At 71.9% G+C, this 13,583-nt stretch carries 11 protein-coding genes, 1 pseudogene and 1 CRISPR repeat array; of the genes and pseudogenes, 3 read left to right on the forward strand and 9 right to left on the reverse strand.

Features of this window, described 5'->3' with window-relative positions:
- Positions 1-3 precede the first annotated feature (3 nt).
- Positions 4-192 (reverse strand): annotated as a pseudogene (locus KGD84_RS18155) (CDGSH iron-sulfur domain-containing protein); the annotation flags it as partial.
- A complete protein-coding gene (locus KGD84_RS18160; RefSeq protein WP_220565827.1) occupies positions 185-829 on the reverse strand; it encodes a HemK2/MTQ2 family protein methyltransferase in 645 nt (214 codons plus the stop codon). The gene KGD84_RS18160 and the pseudogene KGD84_RS18155, both read right to left, overlap by 8 nt.
- A 315-nt stretch (positions 830-1,144) precedes the next feature.
- Between KGD84_RS18160 and bla the strand changes: the two genes are divergently transcribed.
- A complete protein-coding gene (gene bla, locus KGD84_RS18165; RefSeq protein ID WP_220561614.1) occupies positions 1,145-2,074 on the forward strand; it encodes a class A beta-lactamase in 930 nt (309 codons plus the stop codon).
- 352 nt (positions 2,075-2,426) lie between these two features.
- Positions 2,427-2,957, forward strand: coding sequence for an NUDIX hydrolase (locus tag KGD84_RS18170; protein WP_220561615.1), 531 nt, complete (start codon positions 2,427-2,429; stop codon positions 2,955-2,957).
- Positions 2,958-3,071: 114 nt separating this feature from the next.
- Here the strand turns inward: KGD84_RS18170 and KGD84_RS18175 are convergent, their stop codons facing one another.
- A complete protein-coding gene (locus KGD84_RS18175; protein WP_220561616.1) occupies positions 3,072-3,242 on the reverse strand; it encodes a hypothetical protein in 171 nt (56 codons plus the stop codon).
- A gap of 221 nt (positions 3,243-3,463) precedes the next feature.
- On the opposite strand from KGD84_RS18175, the gene KGD84_RS18180 reads away from it, so the two are divergent.
- Entirely contained in the window at positions 3,464-3,721 is a 258-nt protein-coding gene (locus KGD84_RS18180) for a hypothetical protein (protein ID WP_220561617.1), read from the forward strand.
- A 230-nt stretch (positions 3,722-3,951) separates the two neighbouring features.
- A CRISPR array of direct repeats spans positions 3,952-4,406; the repeat unit is 29 nt; unit sequence CGGTCCATCCCCGCGTGCGCGGGGCTCAC.
- 556 nt (positions 4,407-4,962) lie between these two features.
- Here the strand turns inward: KGD84_RS18180 and KGD84_RS18185 are convergent.
- From KGD84_RS18185 to KGD84_RS18210, 6 genes are all read right to left on the reverse strand, one after another.
- Positions 4,963-5,448, reverse strand: coding sequence for a hypothetical protein (locus KGD84_RS18185; RefSeq protein ID WP_220561618.1), 486 nt, complete (start codon positions 5,446-5,448; stop codon positions 4,963-4,965).
- Between the two features lie 636 nt (positions 5,449-6,084).
- Complete coding sequence (locus tag KGD84_RS18190; RefSeq protein ID WP_220561619.1) at positions 6,085-7,551, reverse strand: rhamnulokinase; 1,467 nt, start codon at positions 7,549-7,551, stop codon at positions 6,085-6,087.
- Positions 7,548-9,665: a bifunctional aldolase/short-chain dehydrogenase gene (locus KGD84_RS18195; RefSeq protein ID WP_370634531.1), complete on the reverse strand. Its 2,118-nt coding sequence runs from the start codon at positions 9,663-9,665 to the stop codon at positions 7,548-7,550. The genes KGD84_RS18190 and KGD84_RS18195 overlap by 4 nt, the downstream gene beginning before the upstream one ends.
- Positions 9,653-10,834 (reverse strand): L-rhamnose isomerase, encoded by a 1,182-nt coding sequence (gene rhaI / locus KGD84_RS18200; RefSeq protein WP_220561620.1) that lies wholly within the window; start codon positions 10,832-10,834, stop codon positions 9,653-9,655. Before rhaI ends, KGD84_RS18195 begins: the two co-directional genes overlap by 13 nt.
- A gap of 368 nt (positions 10,835-11,202) precedes the next feature.
- Positions 11,203-12,144, reverse strand: coding sequence for a universal stress protein (locus KGD84_RS18205; RefSeq protein ID WP_220561621.1), 942 nt, complete (start codon positions 12,142-12,144; stop codon positions 11,203-11,205).
- Positions 12,145-12,256: 112 nt separating this feature from the next.
- The gene (locus KGD84_RS18210) at positions 12,257-13,306 is read right to left on the reverse strand and encodes a glucose 1-dehydrogenase (protein WP_220561622.1); all 1,050 of its coding nucleotides are present in this window, start codon (positions 13,304-13,306) and stop codon (positions 12,257-12,259) included.
- Between the last annotated feature and the right edge of the window lie 277 nt (positions 13,307-13,583).

Consider the following 13,583-nt stretch of genomic DNA (forward strand, 5'->3'; position numbering starts at 1 on the left):
CCTGTCGCGTACGCGTCGGCGGTGGCTGGTGTCGCAGAACGGGCGGCGCCGGCTGCGGCCGCACGTGCACAGCGCGGTCACCGCGCGGTCGCTGAGCAGGCGCGTTCCGTCGGGCATCTCCACGTCGACCGGGCCGAAGACGAGGATCGGGCCCTCTCCGGTGACGACGACCCGGCGGCGGTCCTCAGACATGGCGCGCCTCGATGACCACGAGTTCCTCCTCGGTCTGGTCGGGGGCGAGCAGCCCGCGGGCGCGCAGCGCCGGGGCCCGCGACCGCAGCACCGGCCCGAACGGGATGCGGCCCCGGGCCAGGACCGCGGGCGCCAGACCGGCCTTCTCCAGGCGGTCCAGGGTGGCCTGCCCGTCGGCGAGCTCGGACTGCACGAGCAGGAGCACGCCGTCCTCGCTGAGGACGGAGGGCGCCCCGGCGCAGATGCGGTCCAGCAGGAAACGCCCGTCCGGCCCCGCGTCCCAGCACCTCGCCATCCGGTGGCGGGGCGGCAGCGGTGCGGGGGCGGGGACGTAGGGCGGGTTCGCGAGTACGAGGTCGAACCGGCGCGGGAGCACGGGGGCGAACAGGTCGCCCTGCCGGACCGTCGCGGGGATCCCGTGGAGCCGGGTGTTGAGCCAGCTCGTCAGCACCGAGCGGCGCGACAGGTCGACCGACGTGACACTGGCGGCTCCGGCCCGGAAGGCCTCGATCCCCAGTGCCCCGGTCCCGGAGCCGACGTCGAGGACCGAGCGCCCGGCGGCACGGCCGAAGCGGCGCAGCACGAACCGGAGCAGCGAGGTGTCGTGCTGTGCCCGGTACACGCCGGGCAGCCTCATGAGCAGCATGGAAGGGCCACTACCCGACTCGCGTCCCGGGCAATCGCCCCGGCCGGCGGAGGCCGCCGGCTAGGGCGGAGGACAGCACTCCGGCACGCTGCGGCGGCCGCGCCGCCGAGTCCGGTTCGGGGAACGGTGCGCTGGCCGCGGAGAGGCCCGTCGGCCCGGCGAGGACCGCGGCGGTGGTGGCGTGGGCGTCCCGGCCGGTGTACACGCCGTGCCGCAGACATCGTCGACAGCGGGACCGGCACCCGCGAGACTTCCCAGAGTCACCGTTCACATACGGAGAGAAGGTGCTTCGCGGTGCCGTGGACCATGGCTCGACACGTTGCGTTGACGGTGCTGGTCCCGGTGGCGCTGGTGCCGCTCACCGGCTGCTCCTCCCCGGAGGCCCCCGTCGGTTCCGTCGGCTCGCCGCCCTCGGCCACCGCGCCCGCGGAACCCTCGGCGTCGCCGTCCCCCATCCGGATGGACGCCGGGTTCACGCGCCTGGAGGAGGAGTTCGACGCCCGGCTCGGCGTCTACGCGCTCGATACCGGTACGGGGCGGGCGGTGGAGTTCCAGGCGGACGAGCGGTTCGCCTACTGCTCGACCTTCAAGGTCCTGGCCTTCGGCGCCGTACTCGACCGGACGCCCGTGGAGGAGCTCGACCGGGTCGTCACTTTCTCCGAGGCCGACCTGGTCTTCCACTCCCCCGTCACCCAGGAGCACGTGTCCAGCGGTATGACGTTGCGCGAACTGGGGGACGCGGCGCTGCGCCACAGCGACAACACCGCCTCCAACCTGCTCTTCGAGGAACTGGGCGGGCCGGAGGGGTTGAGGGAGGCCTTGCGCGGGATCGGCGATGAGGTCACCAATGTGGACCGGGTCGCCCCGGAGATGGCGGAGGCCGCCCCGGGCGATGTCCGCGACACCAGCACTCCGCGCGCGATGGCCACCAGCCTGCGGGAGTTCGCGTTGGGGGATGTCCTACCGGAGGACAAACGCGACATCCTCGTCACCATGATGCGCGCCAACACCACCGGCGACGACCTGATCCGGGCCGGTGTCCCCGGGGGGTGGGAGGTGGGGGACAAGACCGGCGCGTGCGGCTACGGGACGCGGCACGACATCGGTGTGCTGTGGCCGCCGGAGGGCGATCCCGTGGTCTTGGCGGTCATGTCCGGCCGCGACGAGGCGGGCGCGGGGTACGACGACGCCCTCATCGCGAAGGCCACCGAACTGGCGGTCGAGGCCCTCGAGTAGACGCGGCACCGCACATCCGGACGCTGTCAACGCCGGGTACCCGCGCAGCGCGTCCCTCCCAAGCCCCGTGAACACCTCAGCGCCCATCCCGCCCCGCCTGAACCGGGCTCATCTGCGCTCCGTCTACACCTGCCTCACCGAGGCCCGTCCATCCCCAACCACGTGGGGCCTGCCCACTCGCTTCCGCTCCGCCCCCTCACGCACCGTGCAGGCCGCCCACTGCCGAATGCCGTTACCCGGACTGCTGTCGTCATCTCAGGCATCGCCGCCGCAGCCACCGCCCGTCACCCTCGTGTCACCACCCTCACCCTGTACGGCAAGGGGAGAAGTGACGCCCCACTAGGGTGCCGGTGTGACCACCCAATGGACGGTCCATGGCGAGAGGCTCGTGGACGAGAACCGGCACATCCGCCTGTCCACCGTCGACATCACCCTCCCCGACGGGGTGTCCTTCACCCAGTACGTGGTGAAGATGCCCCCGGCGGCGATGACATTGGTCATCAACGACGCGCGGGAAGTGCTGCTCATGCGGCGGCACCGGTTCATCATCGACCGGTGGGTGTGGGAGCTGCCCGGCGGTTACGTCAACACCGCCGAGGACACCGGGTCGGCGGCGGCCCGCGAGGTCGAAGAGGAAACCGGGTGGCGGCCCAAGTCCATGGAGCACCTGGTGACGTTCCAGCCCGCCATCGGGTCCGTGGACCAGCCGCAGATCATCTACCTCGCCCGCGGCGCCACTCCCACCGACACGGTGCCGGACATCAACGAAGCCCAAGAGATCAAGTGGTGGCCGCTGGAAGAGGCGGTGGACTTGATCGCCCGGGGCGAGATCGTCGGGGCGTCCACCGTCGTCGCCGTGTACCGGGCCCTCAGCCTGACGTGAGAGCTGCCGCGCGGGCGTGGAACCCCTGAACCTCCGATCGCTCGCAGGCAGTGGCCGCATTCGGACAGCGAAACGCCCCGTCCTCGGAAGGGAACGGGGCGCCGGCGGACCGGACTACCGACCGCGGGAGTAGGCGATGTTCAGCCCGATCGTCACCACGACGATCAGCCCCATCGCGGCCCACACCCACCAGATGATGCCGGTGGAGAGGGAGCCCACCAGGACCACGGCCAAGGCGGCCACGGCGGTGACGTTGTGGGCGAGGAGGATCTTACCTGCGTCCACTTCTTCTCCTTGCTGGTGTGTGCCATTCCGAGGGAATGGGGCCGGGGGCACTTTGACTATCCTCGGCCCCTGAGCACGGTGACCGCGATCTGGAGGATCAGGATGACATCCAACCCTGCCACCTCCCTCCATATCTGTCTGCCACACCCTCATTGCATAGGCACCCAGACAGAGGAATCAGACACCTGGACGAAAAATGTTCAGGCGCCTACACTGACAGCATGGACATCCCCGAAACCCTCACTCACCTGCGCAAGCTCCCCAAGTCCGCTGCTGAAGAGACAGACCCGCTCATCCGCGCCCGCATTGTCGGCGAGATCCTTGCCGCCCTCGCCGAGGTAGAGGACGCCCTCAAAGCGGTCCGTCAGCCCGCCGTCGCCGAGCTGCGAGAACAGGGGCACACAGTCCGCGCTCTCGCCGCCGAACTCGGCCTCTCTCCCGCCCGGGTCGACCAGATCGCCAAGGGCAAGCGGGCATAACGAAAATGAAAGCACCCCTCCCGCGAAGGGAGAGGCGTATGTGTGCGGTCAGTGCTTGACTTCCACGTCGGGGCGGGACGCGTGCGGGGCGAGATACCCGGCAGGGAACGTCACTATCAGACTGACGACGCTGATGACGACCGCGTCGATGGGGGACCCATGCACATCCGGCAGGAACCCCGCAACGAGCGGAGTGAGGATGTTGGCGATCGCCGTGACAACCACCTTGGCGGTCCATCCCCGCGTGCGCGGGGCTCACGTGCCGTCCCCGCCGGTGGACGAGGCATACGCCGGTCAATCCCCGCGTGCGCGGGGCTCACACGGCCTCGGTGATGTTCTCGTACTCGGTGCGCGGTCCATCCCCGTGTGCGCGGGGCTCACCGCGATGTGCAGCACGGAGTAGACCTGCTGGTCGGTCCATCCCCGCGTGCGCGGGGCTCACACGGTCTCGATACCGACCGGGCCGCTGCGGTTCGGTCCATCCCCGCGTGCGCGGGGCTCACAAGCCCGACCCGCACTCGATCGACATGAACGGCGGTCCATCCCCGCGTGCGCGGGGCTCACGTCACCGAGGCCGAGACCGCGAGCGTGACCTACGGTCCATCCCCGCGTGCGCGGGGCTCACCGATGTCACCGACCGCGAACGCCACGTTGGCCGGTCCATCCCCGCGTGCGCGGGGCTCACAGTTAATGACCTGGGACAACGCGGGGCGTTATCTCCGCGTTATACGAGTGCCGACAGGCTACGACCGAAGACTTCAGACACTGTGGCATGGAAACCGAGCCTGGCTCAAGGTGAGCGGGGCTTCTGAGATTCCCCAAGGGCGAGCGGACGCTGACGGCGGCCTGAGCGACATCGTGTCCCTGAGCCTGCGCATCCACCGCACCTGCCAGAACGTGGTCGACCCTTCGCTCTCCCCCACCACCCCCGCTTGGGGGCGGCACTTGCAAGAGCCGTTGATCGAGCGATCGACATTCTCCCTGGCCTCACCGCTTCGATCACCGTTTGTGGTCGCTGGGGGCGCAGCGGCTCCTGGTCTCTCCCTCCTGGGCAGCGACTCGGGCAATGGTCTTGTCATGGAAACCCAGCGTCCAGGCGATGATCGGATTAGGACCTAGAGCACGAACTGACACAGCGCGAAGGTGCGCACCGCTGTTCCGGGAATGCCGATGTCGCGGATCAGGTCGGCAAAGGGTGCGAAGTCAGTGGGTCACCGACGCGTTCAATCACCTTGGCCTCCCTACAGCCGGTCCCCCATGTTGGGCGATTCCGGAGGGTGCATCCCGCCGCCATCCCTGATGTCCGCTTCACAAGTGGGGCGGTCGTAGGACTGGTCATTGGGGATCAACAACACTTCGGCAACCTGCTCAGGGTTCTCGACGGCAAGCCAGTCATCGCCCGTGCGGGGATCGTCAGCCGGCCCGAACGCCTGAGACGAGTAGACCGTCTGGCACCCCAGCACCACGCGCTCCTTGTCGACCGCGCAGGCGTCCACTGCGGGGTCGGAATATTCGTTGGCGCCGTCGAAGTGGAAATAGAAATGGACCCGGTCACCTTCGGAGAGCACCTGCGGGTGGGGCTCAAGGCGCCAGTCAACGACTTCGGCGGTGACTCCGAGAGCCTGACCGTCCGTGCCCACAACCCCCACCCTGACCCCGGCCTCACCGCGCTCCGCCGTCGTGTCGGTGCAGCCCCAGGAAGAGCAACCGGACAGGACGAGAATCACCAGAGCCAGCGGGGCAACGGCGAATACTCGTGCAGGTACCACAGAGGTGGCCTCCGGTCGGGGTGGGTTGAGGCAGTGTATCCAGGCGGAGCATTTGGCAGACGCCGGTGATCGCGTAACCGGTATTCGTCTCTCCCCGCCTCTTGTGGCGCTCTGAGTGATCATCAGGAGCGTCGTGAGACCACAAGATGCCCGCCTCAGCGGCCCGCGTAATGAGAAACAGCGGGTCACCGAACCAGATGCTGAGTCGCCCGTTCTCGGTCCATCCCCGCATGCGCGGGGCTCACGAAGGCGCGGAGATCGCGTCCATCCAGGTGAACGGTCCATCCCCGCGTGCACGGGGCTCACCTCGCGGGCGGCGACGCCGACAACGTGGACGTCGGTCCATCCCCGCGTGCGCGGGGCTCACAGGATCCCGGGCATCCCCTGGTCGATGCACGCGGTCCATCCCCGCGTGGGCGGGGCTCACGTTAATGACCTGGGACAACGCGGGGCGTTATCTCTGCGTTATGCGAGTACCAATGGGCTGCAGCCGGGGGCTTCGGACACTGTGGCATGGGGGCCGGGGCGGGCTCAAGGAGGGGAAGGCAAAGGAGGGCAAGGCACCTGTGGCTCCCACCCGGGGAGCCACAGGTGTCAGGGGGTGATGCGGCGGGCGGCCGACTCCCAGTGGGAACTCGGGCCCTCGGGGTGGTAGGTGACCGTCTCGGCGGAGGCGGCCACGATGCGGCGCAGGGCGGCCAGGTCGCCGTCCACGGCGCCGACGGCGCGGGCCTGCACCAGCAGGTTGCCCATGGCGGTCCCCTCGGCGGGGCCGGCGACGACGGGGAGGCCGACGGCGTCGGCGGTGAGCCGGCAGAGCAGCGTGTTGTTGGCGCCCCCGCCGACGATATGGACCACGTCCACGTTCCGTCCGCTGAGCTCGGCGGCCTGGTGGACGGCCCGGCGGTAGGCCAGGGCCAGCGAGTCCAGGATGCAGCGCACGAACCCGGCCTCGCTCTCGGGCGGGCGCTGGCCGGTCTCGGCGGCGAACGCGGCGATGCGCGCGGGCATGTCCCCCGGCGGCAGGAACCGGGGGTCGTCCACGTCCACCACGCAGGCCAGGGCCGGCGCCCGGGCCGCGTGCTCCAGCAGGTCGGCCAGGTGCACTTCCCGCCCCTGTTCGCGCCAGGTGCGCAGCGACTCCTGGAGGAGCCACAGGCCGCTGACGTTGCGCAGGTAGCGGACGGTGCCGTCCACGCCGAGTTCGTTGGTGAAGTTCGCGGCCCGGGACGCCTCCGTGCGGACGGGGGCGTCCAGTTCCACCCCGACCAGGGACCACGTCCCCGAGGAGATGTAGGCGAAGTCCGCCGTGGCGGCGGGTACCGCGACCACCGCCGAGGCGGTGTCGTGGGAGCCCACCGCCACGAGCGGGGCGCCGCCGAGGTCGCCGCGCAGGGGCGCGACGACGGTTCCGGGTTCGACCAGGTCCGGGAGCAGGGCGCGGGCGTCCACGCCGAAGGATTCGGCGAGCACTTCCAGGCCGCGGGGGGCCCAGCGGCGTTCGCGGACGTCGACCAGGCCGGTGGTGGAGGCGTTGGTCAGCTCGGCGGCCTTCACCCCCGTCAGCCAGTACCCCAGCAGGTCGGGGACGAGCAGCAGGTCCCGGGCCGCCGCCAGGCGGGCGCTCCCCGCCTCGGCGGCCAGCTGGAACACCGTGTTGAACGGCTGCACCTGGAGGCCGTTGACCGCGTACATCGCGTCGGCGGGCCAGTGCCGGAAGACCCGCTCGGGAATCCCGTCGGTGCGGGCGTCCCGGTAGTGGACCGGGTTGCCCAGCAGGGCGCCGTCGGCGTCCAGCAGGCCGTAGTCCACCGCCCAGGAGTCCACCCCCGCGGAGGCGAGCCCGTGGGTGCCGGCCGCCCGCCGCAGCCCCTCGACCGCCCCGGCGTACAGGGACAGCACGTCCCAGTGCAGGGTGGTGCGGTCGGCGGCGGGCACCGCGGTCGGGCCGTTGGCGAACCGGGTGACCTCCTCCGTGAGGAGCCGCCCGTCCCGGACCCGCCCCGCGATGACCCGGCCGCTGGACGCGCCCAGGTCGACCGCCGCGTGGACGGCGCTCATCGCAGGAACGCCGCGGCCACGCCGCCGTCCACGGGCACGTGCAGCCCCGTGGTGTGCGACAGGTCCCCCGCCGTCAGGGCGAACACCGCGTTGGCCACGTGCTCGGGCAGGACCTCCCGCCCCAGGATGGTCCGCTGGGCGTAGAACCTGCCCAGGTCCTCCTCCTCGACCCCGTACACCTTGGCGCGCTGGGCGCCCCACCCTCCGGCGAAGATCCCCGATCCGCGCACCACGCCGTCCGGGTTGATCCCGTTGACGCGGATGCCGTGGCCGCCCAGCTCGGCGGCGAGCAGCCGCACCTGGTGGGCCTGGTCGGCCTTGACCGCGGAGTAGGCGATGTTGTTGGGTCCGGCGAACACGGCGTTCTTGGACGCGATGTAGACGATGTCGCCGCCCATGCCCTGCGCGATCATGAGGCGCGCCGCCTCGCGGGACACCAGGAACGACCCCTTGGCCATCACGTCGTGCTGGAGGTCCCAGTCCTGTTCGGTGGTCTCCAGCAGCGGCTTGGAGATGGACAGCCCCGCGTTGTTGACGACCAGGTCCACGCCGCCGAACGCCAGGGCGGCCTCGCGCAGCGCGCGGGCCACGGCGTCGGCGTCGCTGACGTCGCAGGCCACGCCGACGGCGACGTCGGAGTTCCCCAGTTCGGCGGCGGCCGCGGCGGCCTTGCCGGCGTCGAGGTCGGCCACGACCACGCAGGCGCCCTCGGCCGCCAGCCGGGTCGCGATCGCCTTGCCGATGCCGCTGGCGGCACCGGTCACCAGGGCGACCCGGGTGGCCAGCGGCTTGGGCTTCGGGAGCCGGGCCAGCTTGGCCTCCTCCAGCGCCCAGTACTCGATGCGGAACTTCTCCGACTCCTCGATGGGCCGGTAGGTGGAGATCGCCTCCGCGCCGCGCATCACGTTGATGGCGTTGACGTAGAACTCCCCCGCCACCCGCGCGGTCTTGGCGTCCTTGCCGAAGGAGAACATCCCCACGCCCGGGACCAGCACGATCGCCGGGTCGGCGCCGCGGATGGCCGGGCTGTCGGGGGTGGCGTGGCGCTCGTAGTAGGCGCTGTACTCGGCCCGGTACTCCTCGTGCAGCTCCTTCAGCCGCGCGACGGCCTCCTCCAGCGGGGCGTCGGCGGGCAGGTCCAGGACCATCGGCCGGACCTTGGTGCGCAGGAAGTGGTCCGGGCAGGAGGTGCCCAGGGCGGCCAGGCGCGGGTGCTCGGCGCGGGACAGGAAGTCCAGGACCGCGTCGCTGTCGGTGAACCGCCCGACCTGGGGGTGGTCGGTGGAGGCCAGGCCGCGGATGACGGGAGCCAGGGCGGCCGCCCGCTCGCGGCGTTCGGCCTCGGGCAGGGCCTCGCGGCCGGGCAGGACCGGGCCGAAGGGCTCGGGACGGCCGCGCTCGGCGATGAAGCGCTCGGCGGTTTGGATGATCTCCAGGGAGTTGGCCCGGGACTCCTCGCTGGTCGCGCCCCAGGCGGTGATGCCGTGGCCGCCCAGGATGGCGCCGATGGCGTTCGGGTTCTCCTTCGCGATGGCGGCGATGTCCAGGCCGAGCTGGAAGCCGGGACGGCGCCAGGGCACCCACACCACGCGGTCGCCGAAGCACTCGTGGGTGAGGGCCTCGCCGTCGGCGGCGGTGGCCAGGGCGATGCCGGAGTCGGGGTGCAGGTGGTCGACGTGCGGGGCGTCGACCAGGCCGTGCATGGCGGTGTCGATGGAGGGGGCGGCGCCGCCCTTGCCGAAGAGGCAGTGGTCGAACGCGGCGACCATCTCGTCCTCGCGCTCCTCGCCGGGGTAGACGTCCACCAGGGCGCGCAGCCGGTCCAGGCGCAGGACGGCCAGGCCGTCCTCGGTGAGGGTGCCCAGGTCGCCGCCGGAGCCCTTGACCCACAGGATCTCGACGGGCTCGCCGGTGACGGGGTCGGTGCGCTCGCCCTTGGCGGAGGTGTTGCCGCCGGCGAAGTTGGTGTTGCGCGGGTCGGCGCCCAGGGTGTTGCTGCGGGCGATCAGCTGGTCGACGACGGTGTCGGACACGGGGTCCCCCTGTACTGAGGTGCGGTCTGCGCGTTCGGTGCGGTCGGTCTGCCGGGGTCCGGTGGTGCTCACGCGCCCCACCCGGCCTGGGTGCCGCCCTTGCGCTCGGCGACGACGCGCTCCGTGTAGCCGGAGCGGGCGTGCGCGGCCATGGGGTCGGGGTCCAGGCCCTGCTCGGCGCGGAGGTCGGCCAGCAGCGGGCGCACGTCGGTGTTGTAGGCGTCCATGAGGACGGCGTTGGCGGCCAGGACGTCGCCCTCGCGCTGGGCGTCGGCCAGGGCGTCGGCGTCCACGAGCAGGGCCTTGGCGGTGGCCTCCTGCACGTTCATGACCGAGCGGATCTGGCCGGCGATCTTGGGCTCGATGTTGTGGCACTGGTCGAGCATGAACGCGACCTGCGTGTCGGCGTCCAGCCCGCCGCCGCGGACGACCTCGTACATGATGCGGAAGAGCTGGAAGGGGTCGGCGGAGCCGACCATGAGGTCGTCGTCGGCGTAGAAGCGCGAGTTGAAGTCGAAGGCGCCGAGCTTCCCCGCGCGGAGCAGGAAGGCGACGATGAACTCGATGTTGGTGTGGGCGGCGTGGTGGCCGGTGTCCACGCACACGACGGCGCGGTCGCCCAGTTCCAGGCAGTGGGCGTAGGCGGTGCCCCAGTCCGGGACGTCGGTGGCGTAGAAGGCGGGCTCGAAGAGCTTGTACTCCAGCAGCATGCGCTGGTCGGGGCCGAGCCGGCCGTAGACCTCGGACAGGGCCTGGGCGAGGCGGTCCTGGCGGGCGCGCAGGTCGTCCTGGCCGGGGTAGTTGGTGCCGTCGGAGAACCACAGCTTGAGGTCGCGCGAGCCGGTGGCGTCCATGATGTCGACGCACTCCAGGAGGTGGTCGACCGCCTTGCGGCGCACGGCGGGGTCGGGGTTGGTGACGCTGCCGAGCATGTAGTCGTCGTCCTGGAACACGTTGGAGTTGATGGCTCCGATGGAGATGCCCAGCCCGCGGGCGTGCTCGGCCAGGGCGGCGTAGTCGTCGACCCGGTCCCAGGGGATGTGCAGGGCGACGGTGGGGGCGACGCCGGTGAGGCGGTGGACCTGGGCGGCGTCGGCGAGCTTCTCCCACGGGTCGCGGGGGACGCCCTGCTGCGCGAAGACCTTGAAGCGGGTGCCGGAGTTGCCGAACGCCCAGGAGGGGAGCTCGATGTGCTGGCGCCGCAGGACCTCCAGGGCGCCCGCGCGACGGTCGGAGGAGGGTGTGGCCACGGCGGATCTCCGTTCGCTGCTGCTGTGTCGACCAGGTGCCGCCTGAACGAGGCACTTGAATCGTTTTAAACAATGCTGAGCGAAGGTTATCCCTGGGGCGGGAAGGGCGTCAAGATGCGATTATGCCGTGGAACACATCCCTGGCCACCGGGTTGATGAATCGTTTTTACCCCGGTGCGGCCCGGAGCGGCCCGGAGCGGCGGACGTACGGCGAAGGGCGGTCCGACGGTGATCCGCCGGACCGCCCCGCGGTCGTTTCGGTCGTCCGTACCGGGCCGTCCGTGCTCGGTCGCCCGTCCCCGGTCCCAGCCCTCGGGTCCCGACCCTCGCGTCCCAGCCCTCGGGTCCCGGCTCTCGGGTCCGGTCCGTCAGTCGGTCCCGCCGGACCAGGGCAGCGTCTCCGGGTGCTCCTCCGCCCGGTGCGGGATCACCACCACCGGGACCTCGGCCCCGTGCAGCACCGCCTGGCTGACCGACCCCAGGAAGAGCCCGCGCAGGCCGCCCCGGCCGCGCGAGCCGACCACCACCAGGTCGGCGTTCTCCGCCTCCGCCAGCAGCGCCCGCTCCGGGGCCTGGCGGCTGCGCACCACCGACACGTCGACGCCCTCCGCCTCGTCGCCGACCTCCTCGAACATCCCGGCGACCAGCTCGCCCGAACGCTGCTCCAGCAGTTCCTCCGGCGGGGTCCACCCCGAGGCGGCCAGCGCCTCGGGGGCGAAGGGGGTGGCCATCTCCCAGCTGTGCACCACCGTCACCGCGGACCCGTCCTCGCGCGCCCGCCCCAGGGCGAACCGGAGGACGTGCAGGGAGGCCTCCGAGCCGTCCACCCCGACCACGGTCCGGTTCCTGCGGCCGGCGTGCGCCCACTTCTCCGGCACCACCGCCACCGGGCAGTGCGCCCGGGCGGCCAGGCGCACCGAGGTGGAGCCCATCACCGCCGAGCGCAGCGCGCCCAGCCCGCGCGAGCCCACCACCAGCAGGTCGTCGTGCCCGGCCCGCTCCAGCAGCGCCGGGGCGGGGTCGTCCATCACCAGGGACACCTCCACCCGGGCCGCCGGGAACAGCCCGCGCACCCGGTCGGCGGCGGCGCTCAGGGTCTGCTCCCCGTGCGCGATCAGCTGCTGGGTCGCCGAGGGGCGGGTGGGGCCCTCGGACATCACCACGATCGGCATCGGCAGCGCGAGCACGATGTCCAGCGGACGCCCTGTGCGCTCGGCCTCGGCCGCCGCCCACTCCAGGGCGGCGTCGGCGTGCCCGGACCCGTCCACGCCCAGGACGATCTTGGGGGACCGTGGGTCGTCGTCTGTCATCGGCGGACTCCTCCTGTATCGACGTCCTCACGGGTCACCTGCCCTCGCACCGGGGCCGAAAACACCGCGTAGGGCCCGCCGGGGCGGGCCCTACGCCCCCTGCCGCGGGGGCTCACAGGTCCACGACGACCTTGACCTGGTCGCCGGGCGGGGCGGCGAACACCTCGGCGGCCTCGGCCAGCGGCACCCGCCGGGTGATCAGCCGCTCCAGCCAGGCGTGGTCGGCCTTCTCCAGGGCCCCGGCGGCCTGCTCGTAGTGGCGCCGGTTGGCGTTGACCGAGCCGAAGAGCACGTCGTTCTCCAGGACCAGGCGCCGGCCCATGAGCTCGGAGTCGATCTGCACCGGCCCGCCGGCGCTGCCCAGGCCGACGAAGCACACGATGCCGTCGGCGGCGTTGTGCTCCATGGCGTCGAGGATGACCGGAGTGGCCCCGGTGGTCTCGACGATGACGTCCAACGGCACCCGCGCGGCCAGGTCGGCCACGCTGCCGGTGTGGTAGGTGGCTCCCAGGGCCGCCACCAGCTCGGGCTTGACGCCCTCCTCGACCCGGTCCAGGACGTGCACGTCCAGGCCGCGCTGCACGCCCAGCAGGGCGGCCAGCAGGCCGATCGGGCCGGCCCCGGTGACCAGGACGGTCTCCGGGTCGAACCAGGCGCGGCCGCCGATGCGCTCGATCTGCTCCCAGGCCTTGGCGACGACGGTGGCGGGCTCCATGAGGACGCCGACCCGTTCCAGGGCCGGGGCCAGGGCCACCGCGTAGTCGGCCTCCACCGTCCACTGCTGGGAGCCGAAGCCGTCGAGTTCCTTGATGCCGCGCTCGGTGAATTCGCCGTTGCGGCACATGTCGAACTCGCCGTGGCCGCAGGGCCCGCAGGGCAGCGGGTCGGGGCGGCGCACGATGCCCACCACCAGGTCGCCCGGGGAGAACCCGCTGCCGGGCGGGGCCTGGCGGACCCGGCCCAGGGACTCGTGTCCCAGGATGAGGCGGTCGCGGCCGGGCGGGGCGGCGCCGTACTCGCCGCCGGCGATCTCGCGGTCGGTGCCGCACACCCCCAGGGCGATCCCGTCGACGAGGAGGTCGTTCTCCCCGGGCACGGGGGGCTCGACGTCCTCCACCCGCACCGATCCGTTCCTCATGGGTTCCACCGTGAGCGCCTTCATCCGTCCCCCGCCGTGTCCGGTCCGTTCGGGCGCGGCCGGGCGGCCGCACCCGGAGTGGTTCCCCCCTCGGGGTCCGGGCATGGCCCGCGGACGGTGTCTTGACCCGGCCGTGTCCGTCGCTTGGGGCGGGCCCGCACGCCTGGCCCCGAGCCGGGTCGGCCAGGTGCGGCACGACCGGTGGGGATGGCGGGTCCGATGGGGATGGCGGGGGCGGCAGTGCGGGCGGGGGGCGCCAGGGACGGCGGAGGTAGTGGGAGCCGCAGGAGTGGTGGGGGCG

The sequence above is a fragment of the Nocardiopsis changdeensis genome (assembly GCF_018316655.1).
GTDB lineage: Bacteria > Actinomycetota > Actinomycetes > Streptosporangiales > Streptosporangiaceae > Nocardiopsis > Nocardiopsis changdeensis.